Consider the following 13,880-nt stretch of genomic DNA (forward strand, 5'->3'; position numbering starts at 1 on the left):
GCGGACCCGTGACGAGGAGCATGACCGTGAGCCTGTACGACATCCCCCTGCGCACCCTGACCGGTGAGCCCGCTTCACTCGCCGACTACCGGGGCAAGGCCCTGCTGGTGGTGAATGTGGCGTCCAAGTGCGGGCTGACCCCGCAGTATTCCGGTCTGGAGCGGCTGCAGCAGCGCTACGCGGACCGTGGCTTCCGTGTGCTGGGCTTCCCCAGCAACCAGTTCGCGGGCCAGGAGCCCGGCACCGCCGAGGAGATCGCCACCTTCTGCTCGGCGACGTACGGCGTGAGCTTTCCGCTGTTCGAGAAGACCAACGTCAACGGCGCGGACCGGCATCCGCTGTACGCGGCGCTGACCGGCACCGAGGACGCCGAAGGGGCGGCCGGTGACGTCCAGTGGAACTTCGAGAAGTTCCTGATCGATGACCAGGGCCGGGTTGCGGGCCGTTTCCGGCCGCGCACCGAGCCGGAGGCCGAGGAACTGATCACCGCCATCGAGGCGGCTCTGCCGGCCTGATTCCCGGTGCCGCGCCGCCACCGGGCCGCCGTGCCACCGGACCACCGTGCCGTCGGGCCACCGTGCCGTCGGGCCGTGGGGCAGTCCGGCGCCGCCTTGATGCGTAAGGGCCGGGCGGCGGCGTGGCGTATCGGGCGACGGCGAACGGTGGGCGGGTCGGCGACGCGGAACGGTGGGGCGGGTCGGCGACGGCCGGGGGGCGATGGGGCGGGTCAGGCGACGGCGGTGCCCGCGGCGTCCGTGACCGCGGCCGGTCCGGCGGCTCCGTCCCCGTCGTCGCCGCCGGTCTCGTCGGACAGGATCTCGAAGCTGCCGGTCAGCCCGGTCATCCGCAGCAGCCGGGCAACGCTCCCGCCGCCACAGACGCCGGTCAGCCGCAGCCGGCCGCCCCGCTGCCGCGTCCGGTAGCGGGCGCGGCTCAGCAGGGACAGTCCGGCGCAGTCGATGAACGTGACCGCGCGTACGTCGACCACGAGGTCGGTGCCCTGCGCACCGGTGATCTCGTCCAGCCGGTCGGACAGCACCGACACGGCGAGAATGTCCAGCTCACCGCGGAGTTCCAGCACGGTCGTGCCGCCCGCGGCGCTGCTGGGCCCCACGAGTCTCGGGTAGTACTGACCTTTATCCATCGGCCCGGCCCACTTTCGTGCCGAGGCGCGGGATATGGCCACGCGTCTGCGGCGGAGACGTTCGGAGGGTGTGGGGGGCGCCCGGCGCAATCCGGGCGGGTCGGCCCGTTTCCGGGTCGTCGGTGGTGCGGTGGTGTGTCGTCTGTGCCCCTGTGTTTCTGCTGCTGTGCCCGTAGTTGTCTACGGCTTACCCGCAGGCCGCGCCCTCAAAGTCCCGGCGTACGCCAGAGCTTCAGGTTGTCTCAAAGTCGCCCCTTGCGGGTGTGGCCGAGATAGGTGACCACGGGCCCCGCACCACAGGTGACCGGCCCACCGATCGCCTCCCCCGCACCTCACCCGAGCGCGCACCCCGAGCGCCCCCATTGCCACTCTTTCGGGCGAATTACACTGTCCGGACCGCCCCGAAGTGAGAGGTGTGCCCTGAAGCCGTCGGATCCCGCAGGAGATCCCCCCGACCGCACCGCGCAGAGCCTGCGCGAGTTCGCCGGTGGGCCGGTCTCCCGGCTTCCGCAGCTGTGGGAGGCGATGGCGGTCGTAGGCTCCGACCACGACCTGGGCCGCGCCCTGGGCCGCATCGCCGAGACCGCCGCCTCCCTCACCGGTGCGCGCCACGCCGCCGTCAGCCTCCGCGACGAGGACGGTGCCGGGCCCGGCGAGCCGGTCGCCCACGCCACGCCCCCCGAAGACGAGCCGCCCGCCGGAGGCTCCCTGGAGGTGCCGGTCCGGGTGCAGGGGGAGCTGTTCGGCACGCTGCACGTCGCGGGGAAGGACGACGGCGAGGAGTTCAGCGACGCGGATCTGCACCTGGTGCGGGTGCTGGCCACCGAGGCCGGCATCGCCCTGAGCAATGCCCGGCTGCACTCCGCCGCCCGGCAGCGCCGACGCTGGATCGACGGCGCGGCATCCCTCACCACGGCACTGCTGGCCGGGCCCGAGACCGGCTCGACGACCACCCACGCCCTCACGGTCGTCGCGGAAAAGGGCCGGGAGCTGGCCGAAGCGGCGACCGGAGCGGTCCTGCTGCCGCATGCCGAGGGCGGTATGGAGGTCGTGGCGATCTCCACCGTGCTGTCCGAGGCCGTACGGACCGAGGCGTACCGCGGCAGGATTCCGCCGCAGAGTCCGGTCGTCCACCAGATCTACGCCGGGCTTGCGGTCTTCTCCGACGACTTCGCCGACGACCCGCGCTCGATCTCCCCGATATCGCGGCACTACGGCCCGACGATGCTGCTGCCACTGCGCAGCAACGGGCGGGTGCTGGGCGCCCTCGCGTTGTGCCGGATGTCCGGCGACCGCCGCTTCAGCCACACCGAACGGACCCTGGGGACACAGTTCGCCGCCCAGGCCGCGGTGGCGCTCGTACTGGCCGACCGGCACCGGGACCGCGAGCGGCTGGCCGTCTTCGAGGACCGCGACCGCATCGCCCGCGATCTGCACGATCTGGTCATCCAGCGGCTGTTCGCCACCGGGATGCTGCTGGAGACCGCCCGGCGCAAGGCGCTGGTGCCGGAGGTGCAGGAGGGGGTGGGCCGGGCGGTCGACGAGCTGGACGCCACGATCCAGGAGATCAGAACGGCCATCATCGCACTGGAGCAGGGACCGCCCGAGGCCCCGCCCGGGCTGCGCACCCGCGTGCTGCGGGAGGCCGGCGCGGCCACCGCGGCGCTCGGCACCCGGCCGTCGGTCCGGTTCACCGGACCGGTCGACACCCGGGTCGACGACAAGAGCGCCCGTGCGCTGCCGGCCGCACTCCGCAAGGCGTTGGCGGCAGTGACCGCCTCGGCCTCGGCCCCGCCACAGCCGACGCGTGTGGAGATCGCCGTGGACCTCACCGCCCCGCTCCCCGACGGCCGGCCGGGCATCCGGCTGACGGTGACCCGCCCGGACGGCGCCGGCCGGCCCGTGATCTGGGAGCGTCCGCTCCGGGGCGGGTTCGAAGCCTGATCCGCCGCCGGGCCCACGTCCGGCGCGCCCGGCGGGTGATGTCACCGGAATCACTTGACCTCAACATTGGTTGAGGTCCTAGGTTCCTTGTATGTCGCCGGTCACGCACGGCGATCCCGTGACGACCCGGCACACCGGAGGCCACCCATGGACATGGAAGTCACCGCCTGGCATGCGCTGCACAGCACGATGACCGCTCAGCAGGGCAGACACCGCTTCTCCCGCGGCACCTTGCGCCGCATCACGGCATTCGCCCGGCCGCACCGCCGCCGCCTGGTGTGGTTCCTCGTACTGAGCACGATGACCGCGATGCTCGCGGTGGCCACCCCGCTGCTGGCGGGCCGGGTGGTGGACGCGATCGTGGGCGGCGACTCGGCATCCCTCGTCATCGGGCTGTCCGGGCTGATCGCCGTGATCGCGGTCGCCGAGGCGGGTCTGGGGCTGGTGACCCGCTGGCTGTCGGCGAGCATCGGTGAGGGGCTGATCCTGGATCTGCGGACGACCGTGTACGACCACGTCCAGCGGATGCCCGTCGCCTTCTTCACCCGCACCCGCACCGGGGCCCTGGTCAGCCGCCTGAACAACGATGTGATCGGCGCCCAGCGGGCCTTCAGCGACACCCTGTCCGGGGTCGTCAGCAATATCGTGACGCTGCTGCTCACCCTCGTGGTGATGCTCGGCCTCTCCTGGCAGATCACTCTGATCGCGCTGGTACTGCTGCCGGTGTTCGTGCTGCCCGCCCGCCGGGTCGGCCGGCGGCTGGCGGACCTGCGCCGGGAGGGCGCCGACCACAATGCGGCGATGGGCACCCAGATGACGGAGCGGTTCTCCGCGCCGGGCGCCACCCTCGTCAAGCTGATGGGCCGCCCGGCGCGTGAGTCCGCCGAATTCGCCACCCGGGCCCGCCGGGTGCGCGATATCGGGGTCCGTTCGGCCATGGTCCAGACGTACTTCGTCACCGCGCTCACCCTCGTCTCCGCCCTGGCCCTGGCCGTCGTCTACGGCCTGGGCGGGTACCTCGCACTGCGCGGACAGCTGGAGCCCGGTGCGATCGTCTCGCTGGCCCTGCTGCTCACCCGGCTCTACGCCCCGCTGACCGCGTTGTCCGGCGCCCATATCGAGGTGATGAGTGCGCTGGTCAGCTTCGAGCGGGTCTTCGAGGTGCTCGACCTGGAGCCGCTGATCTCCGAGAAGCCGGATGCCCGCGCGGTCCCCGAGGGTCCGGTGTCGGTGGAGTTCGACGCCGTCCGCTTCGGCTACCCGTCCGCCGACAAGGTCTCGCTGGCCTCCCTGGAGGAGGTCGCCACCCTCGACACCCGGGGCGGCGAAGAGGTCCTGCACGGCATCTCCTTCCGTGCCGAACCCGGCCAGATGGTCGCCCTGGTCGGCTCCTCGGGCGCCGGCAAGTCGACCGTGGCCCAGCTGCTGCCGCGGCTGTACGACACCGACTCCGGCGCGGTCCGGCTGTCCGGCGTGGACGTCCGCGAGCTGACCGCCGCCTCGCTGCGCGACGTCCTGGGGATGGTCACCCAGGACGGGCATCTCTTCCACGACTCGATCCGCGGGAACCTGCTGCTGGCCCGGCCGGAGGCGGCCGAGGAGGAGCTGTGGGACGCGCTGCGCCGGGCACGTCTGGAGGACCTGATCGCCGGGCTCCCCGACGGGCTGGACACCGTCGTCGGCGAGCGGGGCTACCGGCTCTCGGGCGGCGAACGGCAGCGGCTGACCATCGCCCGGCTGCTGCTCGCCCACCCCCGGGTGGTGATCCTGGACGAGGCCACCGCCCATCTGGACAACACCTCCGAGGCGGCGGTGCAGGAGGCGCTCACGGAGGCCCTCGACGGCCGTACCGCGCTGGTCATCGCCCACCGGCTGTCGACCGTACGGGCCGCGGATCTGATCCTGGTCGTCGAGGGCGGACGGATCGTCGAGCGCGGGACGCACGAGACGCTGCTCGCCGCGGACGGGCGCTACGCGGAGCTGTACCGGACACAGTTCACCGACTCGGCGGAGCGGCGGGAGGCCGTGGAGGAGGCCCGGCACATGGATTCCGGCCCGGATGCCGTGCCGGAGTCGGCGCTGGTGAACTGACGCCGCGCCGGACGGCCCCTACCTCTTGGCGGGGGCCGTCCGGATGCCGAAAACTGAGGTGATGACGCAGCGCGCGGAACACTCCACGGTCATGGACCGCCTCGCCCTCGACGATCTGATCACCGGGTACGCCATCGCCGTGGACGACGGTGACTGGCCCGGCTATCGAGCCCTGTTCACCCCGGACGGCCGTGCCGACTACCGCTCCGCGGGCGGCATCGAGGGCGGCGCGGACGAGATCGCTGCCTGGCTCGGCGAGATGCTGCAGAACTTCGCCATTCGGCAGCATCTGATCGTCAACCGCCGCATCACCCTCGCCCGCCGGGACGGCGCTCCCGGGGACACCGCCACGGTTCAGGCGGACTACCTCAACCCGATGCGGCTCGCCGGCCCCGCGACGGATGCCGGGGGCGGCCCGACCGCCCCCAATTACACCTGCGCCGGCCGCTACGAGTTCACCGCCCGGCGCACCACCGACGGCTGGCGGCTGACCGGCGTCGTCGTCCACGAGAAGTGGCGTGAGGTGTGGGCCGACGGTGAGTGACCGCCCTCGCCGTGCGTCGCCACCCGGTTCCGCCGTTGCGGCGACCCCCCTTTCCCTGATCGGCCCCTCCGCGCACACTGGCCGTCCGACCGGCCGGAACCGGCACCGGGTCGGCCGCATGCAGGGAGGCCGCATGGACACACCGCCAGGCCGTCAGGCGCGGTGGCTCGGCTCCCCCTGGGCCCGGGGGGTGGCCGCCGCGCTCGCCGGTGCGGTGCCGGCCCTCATCTTCCCCGCGCCGTCCTGGTGGTGGCTGGCGTATGTCGCGCTGGTGCCCTGGCTGCTGCTGGTGCGGTCGGCACCGACCTGCCGGCGGGCAGCACTGGACGGCTGGCTGGGCGGCACCGGCTTCATCCTGGCCGTCCACCAGTGGCTGCTGCCGAGCCTGCACGTCTTCATCCTCGTGCTCGCCCTGCTGCTCGGAGCGCTCTGGGCACCCTGGGGGGTGCTGGTGCGCGTGCTGCTGGGTGACGCACCCACGGCGAGCGGGGCGGCGCGCGAGGGGCCCGCCCGGACGAAGCCCGGGGAAGCCCTTGCCGAAGGGCGGCGGCGGGCGACGGGCGGACGGTACGCCGCCGCGCTGGTGCTGGTGCCGTCGGGCTGGCTGATGGTCGAACTGGTCCGTTCCTGGGAGTACTTGGGCGGCCCCTGGGGGCTGCTGGGCGCCAGTCAGTGGCAGCTGCCACCCGCGCTGCGGCTGGCGTCGATCGGCGGGGTGTGGCTGGTGAGCCTGCTGATCGTGGCCGTGAACACCTCGGTGGCCGAGCTGATCGCCCGCCCGGCGGCACGGCTGCCCGCTGTCGCCGGGTTGCTGGTGTGCGCGCTGGCGGGCACCGTGGCCTGGTTCTGGGCGCCGGTCCCCCGCATCACCGGCACGGTGCGGGTCGCGGTCGTCCAGCCGAACCTGACCGGCACCCCCTCGGCCCGCCTGGCCCGCAGCGAGGCCCTCACCCGGTCGCTGGCGGGCCGCGGTGTGCGCCTGATCGTCTGGGGCGAGAGCAGCCTCTACACGGATCCGGCGGACCACCCGGCGCTCGCCGCCCGCCTCGCCGCCCTCTCCCGGCGGACCGGCGCCGAGCTGCTGATCAACGCCGACTCCGCGCACGCCGAACGGCCGGGCATCTCCAAGAGCGCGGTCCTGATCGGCCCGGACGGACCGACCGGGGACCGCTACGCCAAGATGCGGCTGGTGCCCTTCGGGGAGTACATACCGTTCCGGTCCGTGCTGGGCTGGGCGACGCGGGTGGGCAAGGCGGCCCCGAGCGACCGGCTGCGCGGCACCGGCCAGGTGGTGATGCCGGTCGCCGCCGCGGGCGGACTGCGCATCGGGCCGCTGGTGTGCTTCGAGACCGCCTTTCCCGACCTGAGCCGCCATCTGGCGCGCGACGGTGCACGGGTGCTGGTCGCCCAGTCCGCGACCTCGACCTTCCAGGACAGCTGGGCGCCCGCCCAGCATGCGTCACTGGCCGCGCTGCGCGCCGCGGAAAACTGGCGGCCGATGGTGCACGCCACGCTCACCGGCATCAGTGCGGCGTACGGCCCCCGGGGCGAGCAGATCGGCGAACGGCTCGGCACCGACCGCAGCGCGGCGGCCGTCTACGACCTGCCCCTGGCCGCGGGCACCAGCCCGTACACCCGGTTCGGTGACTGGGCGGTGTACGGGGCGATGGGTGCGCTGGTGCTCGCCGGCGGTTACACGGGGCTGCGGGCGCTCAGCAGGCGGCCTGCGCGAGCGCGTCGGTGATCACCCGTTCGCACAGTTCGTGGGTGCGCAGTGCGTCCTCGGCGGACGGCTGCCGGCCGGCTCGTACGTCGTCCAGGAACGCCAGGACGATCTGCTCGATGCCGCGCTGCCGGGCGACCGGCACCCAGTCGCCGCGGCGCCGGATGCTCGGCTGGCCCTTGTGGTCGATGACCTCGGCGAGATTGACGACCTGGCGCTTGGTGTCCTGTCCGGAAACGTCCAGGATCTCCTCCGTGGACCCGCTCAGGCGGTTCATGGTGCCCAGGGCGGTGAAGCCGTCGCCGGAGAGCTGCAGCACCACATGCTGCATCAGCCCGTCACGGATCCGGGCGCGCACATCGATGTGGTCGATCTCGCCGGGGGCGAGGAACCGCAGGGTGTCCACGACGTGGATGAAGTCGTCCAGCACGAGCGTGCGCGGGTCCTCGGGCAGTCCGATGCGGTTCTTCTGCATCAGGATCAGATCGCGGGCGTGCTCGCGGCACTGGGCGTAGGCGGGAGCGAAGCGGCGGTTGAAGCCGACGGCGAGGCCCACCCGGCGGTCTTCGGCGAGCGCGACGATGCGCTGGGACGTGGCGAGTTCGTAGGAGAGCGGCTTGTCGACATAGGTCGGTACGCCCGCCTCGATCAGCCGGGTCACGATCTCGGGGTGGGCGGCGGTGGCGGCGTGCACGAAGGCCGCGTCCAGGCCCGTGGCGAGCAGCGAGTCCAGGTCGGTGTGGAGCTGTGCCCCGGTCAGCCGGTGAGCGGCGCCCACGCGTTCGAGGGTGGCCGGGGTGCGGGTGTGCAGATGCAGTTCGAGCCCGGGTTGTGTGCCCAGTACGGGGAGATACGCCTTCTGGGCGATGTCGCCGAGTCCGATGCAGCCGACCTTCACTCGTGCTCCTTGGGTTGTGCCGCGGCCCTGGTGCCTCGCGTGCCGGAAGCATACGTGCCGGGCGGCGGCCGCCGGCCGGCGATCCCGTCCAGGGGCCGCAGCACCCGATCCGGGGCGAGGCGGGCGGTGACGGCCATCACGGCGGCGCGCAGCGCAGGCCGGGCCGGAGCGCCAGGTGGTGTGCCGCGGTACGGGCCAGTCGGCGGCCTGGGCGGCCAGGCGGATCTCTCCGGTGGTCTGCCGGGCGCCCCTGACCCCTACGGGGTCGCCCGCATCGTCCTGCACGGAGCTGCTCGACGGGATGCTGCGGCGGTGAGCACGCCGGTCTACGGGGTGTGGCCCGCGGTGCCGTCGATCCGCAGTTGCAGCCGGTCGATGGCGTCCCGGAGCCCCTGGCGGTATTGGCCGTCGGCGAGGGCGTTGACCGAGGCCCGGGCGCGCCGCAGCTGCGCCCGCGCATCGGCAGGCCGGTCCAGGGCGGCGTAGTCGGCCGCGATATTGAGATGCAGCGAGGGAAAGAACGCCCGGAGGGCGACGAGGGGGTGGCGGGGGCCGGGGCCGTCGGCGACCTTCGGCTCTTCCGGCGCGGCGGTGTTCCGGGGCCGTTCGGTGACGAAGCCCTCGGCCGCCTCCAGGGCTCTGAGGTCCCAGTCGAGTTCGTCCCTGGGGTCGTCCTGGGTGTCGGCCATGTAGTGGGCGAGAGTGCAGCGGTGGAAGGCGTCTCCCTGCGGCCCGATCTCGTGCCACAGCGCCGAGAGACGGTTGCGTGCCTCTTCCCGGTCGCCCGCGCGATGCAACATGATCGCCTGGCCGATCCGGGTCAGCACCCCGTCCTCGGGCGTCGCCTCCCGCCGCTTGTCCACCACCGCGCACTCCGTATCCGCTCACCACGGCCGCTGCCGTTCCCTCGACGCTAACCGCCGGAAGAGACCTGCGCGCGGTGTGCGCGACGCGCCGGGTGGTGGGGCTCCCCGCCCCGGTCGGCCGGACGGGCCGGCCGGCTCAGCCCAGGTCAGGGATGCGCCAGTCGATCGGGGTATGCCCTTGTGCGGCGACCGCCGCATCGATCTGGGTGAAGGGGCGGGAGCCGAAGAACTTCTTCGCCGACAGCGGGGAGGGGTGCGCACCCTGCACCACCGCATGCCGCTCCTCGTCGATCAGCGGCAGCTTCTTCTTGGCGTAATTCCCCCAGAGCACGAAGACCGCCGGGTCGGGCCGGGAGGCCACGGCACGGATCACCGCGTCGGTGACCTTCTCCCAGCCCTTGCCCTTGTGCGAATTGGGCTCGGCCTCGCGGACCGTGAGGACGGCGTTCAGCAGCAGCACCCCCTGCTGGGCCCAGGGCATCAGATATCCGTTGTCCGGAACCGGGTGGCCCAGCTCGTCCTTCATCTCCTTGTAGATGTTCCGCAGCGACGGCGGTGTCTTGACACCGGGCTGCACGGAGAAGCACAGGCCGTGGCCCTGGCCGGCGCCGTGGTACGGGTCCTGGCCCAGGATGAGCACCTTCACCTGGTCGTAAGGCGTCGCCTCCAGCGCAGCGAAGACCTGCTCGCGGGGCGGGTAAACCGGCCCGGCGGCCCGCTCCTGCTCGACGAAGTCGGTGAGCTCCTTGAAATAGGGCTTCTCCAACTCCTCGCCCAGGACCCCGCGCCAGGATTCGGGCAGCATGTCGGTCACCACGTCAACAACCTCCGGTGTGCGTTACGTTCTCCGTCGAAGAACCTACCGGCGACCACTGACAACGCCGCCCGCGGGCCGATGGCCCCGGCCCGCAGCCCGCGCCTGCCCGCCCCGAGCCGTGTCGAGCCGGGAGGGTCGTAGCGCTCGGGCAGCGGCCGGTCCGCACGGGAGCAGGCACCTGCCATCAGCGTCCCCTGGCCGACCGGCGTCGGACCGGGGCGCCGGGTACGGGACCCGCGGTCACCGCCGAGCCTGCGGTCGGACACCGCAGGTCTCCCGGATATCTCCCTGATATCTCCCTGATGTCTCCCTGGCAGGTCCGCCGACGAATGTGGTGCCGGCCCCGCTGGGGACCGGCACCACGGACGCCGCCTCTCGGAGCGCACACAGCGCACACCGCGCACACCACGGCAGGGCCTCCCGGGCCCGCCCGGTGCCGTCAGACGCCGACGTTCAGGAACAGCCCGCCGTCCACGACCAGGGTCTGGCCGGTGATCCAGCCCGCGGCGTCGGACAGCAGGAAGGCCGCGGCCCCGCCGATGTCCTCCGGGACGCCGAGCCGCCCCATCGGGTAGCCGGCCGCCGCCTCCTCCTCACGGTTCTCGTACAGCGCCGCCGCGAACTTGGTCTTGACCACCGCGGGCGCGATCGCGTTGACCCGCACACCGGGCGCGAACTCGTGGGCGAGCTGCAGCGTCAGGTTCACCATGGCGGCCTTGCTGATCCCGTACGCACCGACGAAGGGCGAGGCGTTGAGGCCGGCGATCGAGGCGATGTTGACGATCGCGCCGCCGTTGTCCTTCTGCCAGGCGTGCCAGGTGCGCTGCGCGAAGCCCAGTGCCGAGACGACATTGGTCTCGAACACCTTGCGCGCGACGCCCAGGTCGAGGTCGGCGATGGGGCCGAACACCGGGTTGGTACCGGCGTTGTTGACGAGGTAGTCGACGCGGCCGAAGGTCTCCATCGCGCGCTCGACGGTGGCGGCCTGGTGGGCCTCGTCATGCGCCTTGCCCGCGACGCCGATCACCCGGTCGGCGCCCAGCTTCTCGGCGGCCTCCTTGAGGGTGTCCTCGTTGCGGCCGGTGATGACGACCCGGTCGCCGCGGGCCACCAGTGCCTCGGCGATGCCGTAGCCGATGCCGCGGCTGCCGCCGGTGATCAGCGCCACCTTGCCGGTGAGCTCGGGAAGCCCGCTGTCCTGCTCGGTCATGTTCTGTTCTCCTGGAGTCGGTGGGGCGGTCAGTTGAGCGGGCCGCCGGCGACGTACATGACCTGGCCGGACACAAAGCCGGCCGCCTCGCCGGTGAAGAAGGCGATGGCGTTGGCGATGTCCTCGGGGCGGCCGACGCGCTGCACCGGGATCTGGGTGGCGGCCGCGGCCTGGAACTCCTCGAAGCCCATGCCGACGCGCTCGGCGGTGGCGGCGGTCATGTCGGTGACGATGAAACCGGGGGCGACGGCATTGGCGGTGACGCCGAACTTGCCGAGTTCGATGGCGAGGGTCTTGGTGAATCCCTGCAGACCGGCCTTGGCCGCCGAGTAGTTGACCTGGCCGCGGTTGCCGAGCGCCGAGCTGGAGGAGAGGTTCACGATCCGGCCGAACTTGGCGTCCACCATGTGCTTCTGGCAGGCGCGGGACATCAGGAACGCACCCCGCAGATGCACGTTCATGACCGTGTCCCAGTCGGTCTCGCTCATCTTGAACAGCAGGTTGTCGCGGAGCACTCCGGCGTTGTTGACGAGGACCGTCGGCGCACCGAGCTCGGAGGCGACGCGTGCGACCGCCGCGTCGACCTGCTCGGCGTCGGAGACGTCACAGCCGACCGCGATGGCCTTGCCCCCGGCCTTGGTGATCGTCTCGACGGTGTCCTTGCACGCCGCCTCGTCGAGGTCGAGTACGGCGACGGCGCGGCCCTCGGCGGCCAGGCGGACGGCGGTGGCCGCGCCGATACCGCGGGCCGCGCCCGTCACGATGGCAACGCGCTGCTCGGTGGTGGACATGCGGGTTCTCCTCACCCTCGAAACCTCGACAAGCGGTCCGCCGCACCGATCCCGTGGGTGAGCAACCGCTTAGTACCCTGAGCAGGGCTGACGCTAGAAGCCCGGCAACCCGCTGTCAACGCCCCACCACTGCGCCGTTGCACACCTCACCTGCAAGGCAGGCCGGAGCCTGGCGCGATCGCGTCACACGACAGGGCGCCCGGCTCCGCCCCCGAGGCGGAACCGGGCGCCCTGAGCGGCGTGCCCGCGACACCTCAGCGCACCAACAGCTCCAGCAGCCGCTCGGCCTCGGTGGCGGGATCGGCGGTCAGACCGGTGTGCACCGGGCCCGGCTGGACGATGGTGCTGCGCGGCGCCATCAGCCAGCGGAAACGGCGTCCCGGGTCCTCCCCCGCCGCCTGTCCGGCCCGCTCGCCGCCCTGGCAGACGCCCTCGACGGCACCGAGCGCGGCCCGCACCCCGGCCACATCGGTCGTGGGATCCAGGGCCAGCAGCCGGGCCTCGTCCAGATGGGTCCTGGCCTCCACGAAGCGCCGGGCGTGGCAGTACACGACCACGCCGGCATTGATCATCTCGCCGCGCTCGACCCGGGGTACGACCTTCAGCAGCGCGTACTCGAAAACATCGCGCCCGTTGTGCAGACCGGTCACTTCACTGCCCTCCGCACCAGCCGCGCGGCCAGCCATTCCGGTGCCTGCGAGGGCTTGTCCTCGGTGGGCTCCCCGAGGGCGATCCGCTCGCTGATCGTCCGGGCGCGGGCCAGCAGCGTGCTCACATACGCCTGGCGCAGCGCGTCCGGGGAATCAAAGCCGGGCTCGTCGGCCAGCCATTCGTCCGGCACGTCGGCCGCGATCCCGGTCAGCAGTTCCTCGGTGATCAGCGGAACGAACTCCTCGGCCGCCGCCGCGATATCCGGCCCGAAGGTGGCCAGCACATGGTCGGAAGCGTTGTACGGCCGGGCCGAAGCCTTCTGTGCACTCGGCCAGTTGTGGTGCCAGATCATCGCCGCGCCATGGTCGATCAGCCACAGTTCGCCGTGCCAGACCAGCAGATTGGGATTGCGCCAGGACCGGTCGACGTTGTTGATCAGGGCATCGAACCACACCACACGGCCCGCCTCGCGGGCACTCACCTCGAAGGCGAGCGGATCGAAGCCCAGCGACCCGGGGAGGTAGTCCATCCCCAAGTTGAGCCCACCACTGGCCTTCAGCAGCTCCTGGACCTCCTGGTCCGGCTCCCCCAGCCCGATGACGGGATCGAGCTGCATCGTCACCAGATCCGGCACCCGCAGCCCGAGCCGCCGGCCCAGCTCTCCGCAGATCACCTCGGCAACGAGCGTCTTCCGCCCCTGCCCGGCACCGGTGAACTTCATGATGTATGTGCCGAGATCGTCCGCTTCGACGATTCCCGGGAGCGATCCACCCTCACGCAGAGGTGTGACGTAGCGGGTCGCTGTGACTTCTGTCAGCATTTTCTCAGGCTATCTGACCAGACGGCCTTACAATCCACAATTAAATCCGGACCGCATTCGGACCCGCACAAGCCCGGGAATCCGCCGCGATCAGCCCTGGGGAGAATCTGGGGAGTTGCTACCGGCACGCCGGATTTCCCTTCCTCTCGACCAGTCCGTCCATGGCGGTGCGCCCCTTGCTTCCGGACTCGATCCTCCGGCCTCCGGCCTCCGACATGAAGTGAGCACAGCAACCGATGCACGCGAAATCCGTGCGTGGTCCAAGACATCGCGGGAGCGCCGCGAGGCATGGTCGCTGGAGACCGTGCTGCGAGTTCGGGACGCGATCAGCCCTCGGCATCGAGTGGCCGTCGTACTTGCCCTGGGGATGGTGAGCTCCCG

13 protein-coding genes are annotated in these 13,880 nt (G+C 71.9%); 5 read left to right on the forward strand and 8 right to left on the reverse strand.

The annotated features are described in order from the left end of the window. The first annotated feature begins 26 nt into the window (after positions 1-26). Positions 27-515, forward strand: coding sequence for a glutathione peroxidase (locus ACF088_RS24295; protein ID WP_392377879.1), 489 nt, complete (start codon positions 27-29; stop codon positions 513-515). 212 nt (positions 516-727) lie between these two features. On the opposite strand, the gene ACF088_RS24300 is transcribed toward ACF088_RS24295, so the two are convergent. Next, complete coding sequence (locus tag ACF088_RS24300) at positions 728-1,114, reverse strand: STAS domain-containing protein (protein ID WP_392377880.1); 387 nt, start codon at positions 1,112-1,114, stop codon at positions 728-730. A gap of 555 nt (positions 1,115-1,669) precedes the next feature. Here ACF088_RS24300 and ACF088_RS24305 point away from each other — a divergent pair. From ACF088_RS24305 to lnt, 4 genes are all read left to right on the forward strand, one after another. Then, entirely contained in the window at positions 1,670-3,088 is a 1,419-nt protein-coding gene (locus ACF088_RS24305) for a GAF domain-containing protein (RefSeq protein WP_392377881.1), read from the forward strand. Between the two features lie 147 nt (positions 3,089-3,235). Then, the gene (locus ACF088_RS24310) at positions 3,236-5,179 is read left to right on the forward strand and encodes an ABC transporter ATP-binding protein (RefSeq protein ID WP_392377882.1); all 1,944 of its coding nucleotides are present in this window, start codon (positions 3,236-3,238) and stop codon (positions 5,177-5,179) included. Positions 5,180-5,240: 61 nt separating this feature from the next. After that, positions 5,241-5,723, forward strand: a complete 483-nt coding sequence (locus ACF088_RS24315) for a nuclear transport factor 2 family protein (protein WP_392377883.1) — start codon at positions 5,241-5,243, stop codon at positions 5,721-5,723. Between the two features lie 133 nt (positions 5,724-5,856). Then, positions 5,857-7,467, forward strand: coding sequence for an apolipoprotein N-acyltransferase (gene lnt, locus ACF088_RS24320; protein ID WP_392377884.1), 1,611 nt, complete (start codon positions 5,857-5,859; stop codon positions 7,465-7,467). On the opposite strand, the gene ACF088_RS24325 is transcribed toward lnt, so the two are convergent. From ACF088_RS24325 to ACF088_RS24355, 7 genes are all read right to left on the reverse strand, one after another. Continuing rightward, the gene (locus ACF088_RS24325) at positions 7,436-8,344 is read right to left on the reverse strand and encodes a Gfo/Idh/MocA family protein (protein ID WP_392377885.1); all 909 of its coding nucleotides are present in this window, start codon (positions 8,342-8,344) and stop codon (positions 7,436-7,438) included. The genes lnt and ACF088_RS24325 overlap by 32 nt on opposite strands. 326 nt (positions 8,345-8,670) lie before the next feature. Continuing rightward, complete coding sequence (locus ACF088_RS24330) at positions 8,671-9,207, reverse strand: hypothetical protein (RefSeq protein WP_392377971.1); 537 nt, start codon at positions 9,205-9,207, stop codon at positions 8,671-8,673. Positions 9,208-9,346: 139 nt separating this feature from the next. Continuing rightward, positions 9,347-10,015, reverse strand: a complete 669-nt coding sequence (locus ACF088_RS24335) for a uracil-DNA glycosylase (protein ID WP_392377972.1) — start codon at positions 10,013-10,015, stop codon at positions 9,347-9,349. Positions 10,016-10,466: 451 nt separating this feature from the next. Next, positions 10,467-11,237, reverse strand: coding sequence for an SDR family oxidoreductase (locus tag ACF088_RS24340; protein ID WP_392377886.1), 771 nt, complete (start codon positions 11,235-11,237; stop codon positions 10,467-10,469). Positions 11,238-11,266: 29 nt separating this feature from the next. Continuing rightward, on the reverse strand, positions 11,267-12,028 hold the full coding sequence (gene fabG / locus ACF088_RS24345) for a 3-oxoacyl-ACP reductase FabG (protein ID WP_088796372.1): 762 nt from the start codon (positions 12,026-12,028) through the stop codon (positions 11,267-11,269). A 254-nt stretch (positions 12,029-12,282) separates the two neighbouring features. Continuing rightward, positions 12,283-12,714, reverse strand: coding sequence for a DUF3037 domain-containing protein (locus tag ACF088_RS24350; protein WP_392377887.1), 432 nt, complete (start codon positions 12,712-12,714; stop codon positions 12,283-12,285). Next, entirely contained in the window at positions 12,675-13,499 is an 825-nt protein-coding gene (locus ACF088_RS24355; protein WP_392377888.1) for a HipA family kinase, read from the reverse strand. Before ACF088_RS24355 ends, ACF088_RS24350 begins: the two co-directional genes overlap by 40 nt. Between the last annotated feature and the right edge of the window lie 381 nt (positions 13,500-13,880).

The sequence above is a fragment of the Streptomyces sp. NPDC015125 genome (genome assembly GCF_043080045.1).
Lineage (GTDB): Bacteria > Actinomycetota > Actinomycetes > Streptomycetales > Streptomycetaceae > Streptomyces.

Coding starts and splice junctions, on each gene's coding strand:
- ACF088_RS24305 (WP_392377881.1), top strand. CDS start 1,670: ATGGCGGTCGTAGGCTCCGACCACGACCTGGGCCGCGCCCTGGGCCGC.
- ACF088_RS24310 (WP_392377882.1), top strand. CDS start 3,236: ATGGACATGGAAGTCACCGCCTGGCATGCGCTGCACAGCACGATGACC.
- ACF088_RS24315 (WP_392377883.1), top strand. CDS start 5,241: ATGACGCAGCGCGCGGAACACTCCACGGTCATGGACCGCCTCGCCCTC.
- lnt (WP_392377884.1), top strand. CDS start 5,857: ATGGACACACCGCCAGGCCGTCAGGCGCGGTGGCTCGGCTCCCCCTGG.
- ACF088_RS24335 (WP_392377972.1), bottom strand. CDS start 10,015: ATGCTGCCCGAATCCTGGCGCGGGGTCCTGGGCGAGGAGTTGGAGAAG.
- ACF088_RS24340 (WP_392377886.1), bottom strand. CDS start 11,237: ATGACCGAGCAGGACAGCGGGCTTCCCGAGCTCACCGGCAAGGTGGCG.
- fabG (WP_088796372.1), bottom strand. CDS start 12,028: ATGTCCACCACCGAGCAGCGCGTTGCCATCGTGACGGGCGCGGCCCGC.
- ACF088_RS24350 (WP_392377887.1), bottom strand. CDS start 12,714: ATGGCTGGCCGCGCGGCTGGTGCGGAGGGCAGTGAAGTGACCGGTCTG.
- ACF088_RS24355 (WP_392377888.1), bottom strand. CDS start 13,499: ATGCTGACAGAAGTCACAGCGACCCGCTACGTCACACCTCTGCGTGAG.